We start from the raw sequence: 6,354 nt of genomic DNA, 5'->3' as shown, positions 1-6,354 counted from the left end.
CGTCGATTTTCGGTTCATATTTTGTACCTTCAAAGCTATATGGTTTAGAAGCTTTAAGATACTTAAAGCAGGCCGGTTTTCATAAGGAAAGCCGGTTTTTTTTTTGCTCCTAAAAGGCCTTTTTCCTTAACTTAATAGCATTGGGGGATTGTCTTTTTAGCCTTGTGCATAATCGGGTCAGACTCGGGGATTTACTCACTACTTTTTTGATAAGTTCGAGAAACTTCACTACGGTAATTCCCTCTATGTAGCTGAACTCCTCAACCTGCCCGCAGATACGCTATCAATAGGTGAGTATTTTACTGTTGTCCATCTCTACGCTAAAAGTCACCTTAGCCCCCCATGCTTCAAAGACCTTCAATATGGTTTCAAACCGGGCATTTTTTACACTGTTCAGCTTTTTCAATTTCCTTGAGTGGGGTTTTCTGGCTCTTCTTTAAAATACCGTGGGTTGCTATCACTAACGTCTCGTTTTCGCCTCATTTGTGCCAAAAAGAGAAAAGACGATACGATTTTCCGTTGTACACTATAACGGTCTGAGAGGCCAACATCGACAGAGAAATCTGGGGGGGGACGGTCTTTACGATTACCACCAGTGCTTCCTTGCCTGCCGTGGTTTGCCGGTCTATTTGTTGCTGTCGTTTTCATTGTCTTTTGTCGTGCGATGGGGCATTTTTAAAATTTCCTTTTCTCTTGCGGTGGCTTGGCAAGCTCTTAGACAAAGCTTTGGTCAGCGGGTTAGCTTGTGCGGTTTTGGCAATGTGCTTGCAAATTGTTAGGCTCACTTCAAATATTTACCATTCATCTTCATTTGCTTGATTAATTTCTACAACCGATGCCATTGATTTATATCGCTTAAAAATATCCAAACTGTCTTTAATTATTTCATATTCTTCGTGGTCTCTGAGTTCTTCATCTATTATATCAAATACTTTGTAGTTGGAGATTACAAAGCATTTTTTTATTGCTCTTGTTATAGCCACGTTCAATCGGTTAGGGCTGTAAAAAAAGTCCAACCTTCTCATTGATTCTAGAGGATGAGAATTTGCAAAACTGTATATAATATAATCTCGTTCTTGTCCTTGCATACCATCAACTGTGTCAACCAACAATGTGTCAAACGGCTTAGATATAGACCTAGGGAGTACTTTCGTAACTTCCTTTTTTATTTCTCTCACTTGGGCACGGAAGGGAGACATAATGCCAATGTCTTTTATGTTTACACCGTTCTTTAAAAGGTCTGATACTATTTCTGCAACAAGTTTTGCCTCGTGCGGTGAACGACCATTTGCATCAAAAACATTATGTAGTATAAGTTTGTGAGGTTCGCTATTTAAGATTTCCGTGTGATAATTCCCCTGATACTTTGAATTATCTTCCCGTGTCGTAGAAGCAGATTGCAACAAATTATTATAAAACAAGGTATTCGGTATTTTCATCAACGACTTATTTAGTCTGTAAGAAGTATTTAGCAGGTTAAAATCATTTGGGTAAATTCGTGCTAATCGTCTGAAAATGGATTCTGTAAACATTTCATTATTTGAACCTTTTGGAATAATGGGGTCAAGTTGCTTATGGTCACCAACGAAAATGTATTTTCCTGTTCGGCACATTGCAGCAATTGATAGAGGAATACTTAGTTGTGCAGCTTCATCAATAATACATACATCGAATTTCCAGCCGTCCAATTTCTTACTTCCCGGATAGCAAAGTGAATATGCAGTTGAACCAATTGCAATTCCTTTTTGACTGAAATTAGTGTTGTTAACATACCCAGAATAAGTTACTCGAGATTTCTTTGCTACAAAAGGGTTCCCTTGCACCTCTTTGTTACTTGCCTTCTCACCAATCTTGACGACTTTTTTGTTGTCCTTTATTTTTGTTGCAACAGCATTTAGACAGTTATTAATAGCTGTATGTGTCGGTGCTGTTACGAAAACCTTTAAACCAGAATCGACTAGATGTTTAACTATGTTTCCAATAGTTTCTGTTTTTCCTGTTCCTGGAGGACCTTGAATGATACAAAAGTCACTTGCATTTATGGCTTTTAAGTAAGCCGTGTTTTGAGATTCGTTTAAGTATCCAACTTTTTGCGAATACGCTTGGTAGGTGTTTTTAGTTCTACCACTTAAGAAGTTTTCAATTTTCAGAAGGGTTGCAGGGTTGCTTTTTAAAACGTCAGCTGCCGTCAAAAGTAGTCTTGTACTAATATCCGTATTAACTGCATTTATTTCCCAGTTGTTTTTCGGGTAATTAATGCTATCAATGTGGCAATGCTTTACATTGAAGTCGTTGGGCTTTAGTGAAAATTTTTCTGTGCTATCCTCTTCAATATCCATTTCAAAACGATGGGAGCCATTGCTCAAAACCACTGAGCTGCCTTCTTTAAATTTCGAAATATTATTATCGCAGAATATTTCTACAGATGAAATGTATTCCTCTGAACCAGAAAGCGGATAACACCATTGATTCGGTGTCCCGTCATAAAATTCCATTTCAACACGGAGATTAGTCATTGTTACTCCTTTAGCAACTCTTTCATCCAAAGGCAACTTCTGTTGCTCCTTGAAGTCGTCAAGGTTTTTGGCAAATTCAATTTCAATTGCTGCCTGAAACTCTTTTAGTACGTCCATTTTATATTTTAACTTTTAGTGAGTTCAAAATGATGTTGGCTTCTTTTTTCATTATAGGTACATCCACCACGTGATAGTCAGTGTAGTTTTCGTGTAACACTACTAACTTCATTGATGATATTTTCATACCATATTCTGTTTCAGCAATAAGCTTATAAATGTTCTGTTGGAGGCAGTATCTGTTGAAACTTGAATTATCTAATGAGCTTAATTCTGATAAGGCATAACCATATCCGAAAATTCTCGGTCTTCCATCAATAATTAGTTTCTTACTTCTCTTCCAGTCTAGCATTACATATTCATCTTTGCTTTCTTTTTTGAAAAGACAATCAATGGTTCCTGCCACATTGTATTTGTCAGAGAAAATCATTCTTTCTGCATCAAAGAATAGTAAGTTTATTGGCTTTATTTCTTTATTATAAAAGTTTAGGAATAACTCAAACTCCTTAGAGTCTGAATCAAACTTATCTTGCTTAAGAAAACATTCGATTTGATTATGCAGATATGTGCCTTTTTCAGCAGCTTCATCTCGCATTAATAGATACTCGTCCAATACATCTTCCTCTGTTCTGTTTTCTTCTTCCGCTTTTCTTTCAATATATCTCTTGAGGTCAAAAGGAAAAAATCGTTCAATAAGAGTCGTTACAGAGATATATTCGGCATTACCAGTTTCATCTTTGGGATGTATGTATTTATGTGATTGTTCGTCAAATGCAATGCTGCTGTTCCAAGCATCAAATTTGAATTTCTTAGTTCTCTGAATAACATTTTCTATACTTTCTGTTTCGGTAATGTCTATTTGGATTTCCTTGTAACTGTATTGTTTTTGAAATCTTTCAATTCCGAGGTATTTTTCACGGTAGTAAATCTTCTGCAATTGAATACATTGATTGTAGTCCCATTGATTTTCTCTGAAACAAGTTGTATCAGTGCTAAAATTTCGATTGTATATTGAGTTAAGAACATTATTTACATAGTCAATACATTCGTAGGCCTGAGAGTGAACTTGTTTTTCGGTGAACCGTATTACTATCCATCCGCTTTCGGTAAAAAATAAATCTCTGGTGTTATCTTCTTTTATTTCATCCTCAGGATTGATGAAATGGGTTGGATATCTGTAATAACCATCATAGGGTTCATCTATTTCAATGTCAATGTACAAGTTCAGCTTTTTTTCGAACAAAACAATATCTGGTTCATATGGCTTATTAAAATTAGGTATTACCATATGAACATTATTAGTCATTTCAATGCCCGTGATATTATGTATTAGCTGATTATAAAAGTCATTCTCCTTGTATCCCTTTTGATTAGAACGTCCATTTCTTGGCAGTTTTAATATCGCCTTACTTTTAGGCATTTTTACGACAGGGTAGAGGTATTGCTCGTCTTGTGCGAAATGACTATTAGGTTCAAATAATATTCTTAGGTCGTCTGTTTGCTCTTGATTAGGTTCTGACTTGATGATTTGTTTAGTAAACTCTCTCGGACTTTCATCCTCTTGTCTAGGTGTTATCTTACCTGTTGGTTGTTGACTTTTATTTCTGGGTTGCTTTGCCTTATGTTCCTGTCCTGTACTTTGCTTTATCGGACTGGCTTCTTTGTTTATCTTTTTATAAACTTCAACTGGCTCTTTAACAACTGATAGTGTTCTTTTCTTGACCTCTTTTAATCTTTGTTTCTCGAGTTTATGTTTTGCCCAATCTTGTTTTATCTCTGTAAAAAACTCACTCTTTTTTTCTTTGCTCAGTTGTGCAGGTGACTTAACACCATAAAGTTCCATCTTTCCGGAAAAGAAGGCTCTATACTCTTTCTGTAATTCAGATAGCTTTCTTTCGTTCATATTAGCTAATTATTCATTTTCAGGTCACTAATAATTATATTCTATTAACTATTTAGGCACTTTATTTTCAACCATCACCATATGAGAAAATGCAATCAGTGAACGTTTGAAGCATTGTATAATAACATCTCTCCATTTGTTGCACTGAGAATTAGATATTCTTTTTGGAATCCTAATCCCATCCCTTTCCTCGGTTTGTATGTGCTGAAAAGCAGATCGAATTTGATATATATTCTTAAAGTTTTGCCCGATCTCTTGTTCAATTCCACCCTTACCTATAAGATAATTGTAAACATCGGTTTCTTTTATACCAGCATACGTTTTAGGTATTGATTCACCTTTATCAATTTGAATATACTTAAGCAAAAAGTTATCATAGCATTTAAGCGCACTATCTGTCCATCCTTTTATTTTTCTGCCCCAGATATGCTTTACGGTGGGGCAGTGCTCCAAACAGTCTTTAGCATTTTCATTTGAAGACTGATAATAAGGCGAACCCAGCCATTGTTTTAAATTCAGTTGAAATTCGCTTTCAATAATGTCTTTTGTCAGATACTCTATAAATTGATTGTTAAGCCCATTTAGTAAGTCTTTAACGTCTGAAGTAATGTAGCTAAGTTGATATTCCGGGGTTGAAGCACCGGAAAAAGATTGCATTGTATTTCTTACTTCCGTAAACTTCATAATCCCATTTGTTTAACAAGTTCATCCATAGTACTAACAAGGCTAGCATCCTTTTTCCAATAGGCTAGTGTTATCAATTTCAAGTAATTATTCGCTTCCTTAGAGAGCTGTACTCGTAAGGTTGATTTTAATTGTTGATCATCAGAATGTTTAATAAGCATGCAGTATAGAGCATAGCGAACTAATTCTGAGTTTTCAGCTTTTAGATATTTGAAAAATTCTCTAAGTTCCCTGTCAGTATACCTGAAATTGTAGGTAAGGCATGTAATGATGTGATAGCGATAGCATTCGTAATTTTTATCTGCTTTGTAAATTGAAATAAGTTCTTGTTTCAAAGTCCCATTATCCCTGTAATGCTGAAGCGTTAAAATGTAATTGCTTGCCCTCCAATAAAATTTATTCAAAGCGAAAAGCCAGTATTGCAGAAGATTATCTGATGCTTTGACTTGCTTGTATTCAGAAAGTGAACGAACGGCTGTGCCGTATTTGGCACTTAAACGAATGAAGTCAATATCATCCGTTTTTTCAGGCTCAGCCAATTCAAGTGAATCATTTTTAAAAAGACTAGGTAGTTCAAGCTCAACATCGCTGATTTCTTTTTTCCAAAAAGCAATGATTTTTTCAGGTTCGGTAATATTTTCTAATTGTTTTTTAGCATCATTTTCATCATGTTCTTCGGGCGATTGTTCGCTCAAACCGAGTAATGATTTTATGATGCTACTTTCTAGTCCGCCTTCAGAAAGCTCAGTAAAAATAGATTCATCTCCTGTATAATCGTTTCCTATAACTTCAAATCGTCTAAGCTCTTTTACCGTTTCATCTTCTTTGGCTCCGTCAATGGCGGTTATACCTGTCTTTTTTGAATTAATAGAAAGACCATGTCCTTTTAAATAATTGTCAATATGGACTAACACATTTCTCAATTCGCTTTCAGAATATCCATAGATTTTGATGTCGTCCATGTAGCGATAATACTTGAAAGCTTCGCTTATCAACTCCTTGTCAAGTGGATATAAAAGTAAGTTTGCTAGGAGATAGGAAGGCTGTGGCCCAATGCTATTAAGTTAAGGAAAAAGGCCTTTTAGGAGCAAAAAAAAAACCGGCTTTCCTTATGAAAACCGGCCTGCTTTAAGTATCTTAAAGCTTCTAAACCATATAGCTTTGAAGGTACAAAATATGAACCGAAAATCGACG

6 protein-coding genes are annotated in these 6,354 nt (G+C 35.6%); all 6 read right to left on the bottom strand.

The window, feature by feature from the left end; translation table 11 throughout:
* Positions 1-283 precede the first annotated feature (283 nt).
* On the bottom strand, positions 284-406 hold the full coding sequence (locus IAQ59_RS22550) for a hypothetical protein (protein ID WP_280868316.1): 123 nt from the start codon (positions 404-406) through the stop codon (positions 284-286).
* On the bottom strand, positions 369-461 hold the full coding sequence (locus tag IAQ59_RS22825; RefSeq protein WP_425342628.1) for a hypothetical protein: 93 nt from the start codon (positions 459-461) through the stop codon (positions 369-371). The genes IAQ59_RS22550 and IAQ59_RS22825 overlap by 38 nt, the downstream gene beginning before the upstream one ends.
* 333 nt (positions 462-794) lie before the next feature.
* Positions 795-2,633 carry a DEAD/DEAH box helicase gene (locus tag IAQ59_RS21405; RefSeq protein ID WP_209332899.1) on the bottom strand — a complete coding sequence of 613 codons (1,839 nt, stop codon included), beginning with the start codon at positions 2,631-2,633 and terminating at the stop codon, positions 795-797.
* Position 2,634: 1 nt separating this feature from the next.
* Entirely contained in the window at positions 2,635-4,476 is a 1,842-nt protein-coding gene (locus IAQ59_RS21400; RefSeq protein ID WP_209332898.1) for a hypothetical protein, read from the bottom strand.
* A gap of 48 nt (positions 4,477-4,524) precedes the next feature.
* Complete coding sequence (locus IAQ59_RS21395; RefSeq protein ID WP_209332897.1) at positions 4,525-5,160, bottom strand: hypothetical protein; 636 nt, start codon at positions 5,158-5,160, stop codon at positions 4,525-4,527.
* The gene (locus tag IAQ59_RS21390) at positions 5,157-6,215 is read right to left on the bottom strand and encodes a reverse transcriptase domain-containing protein (protein ID WP_209332900.1); all 1,059 of its coding nucleotides are present in this window, start codon (positions 6,213-6,215) and stop codon (positions 5,157-5,159) included. Before IAQ59_RS21390 ends, IAQ59_RS21395 begins: the two co-directional genes overlap by 4 nt.
* Positions 6,216-6,354 lie beyond the last annotated feature (139 nt).

The organism is Lunatimonas salinarum (genome assembly GCF_017811155.1).
Lineage (GTDB): Bacteria > Bacteroidota > Bacteroidia > Cytophagales > Cyclobacteriaceae > Lunatimonas > Lunatimonas salinarum.
Note: the sequence above shows the minus strand (reverse complement) of the source record. Positions and strands in the feature narration are given on the sequence as shown.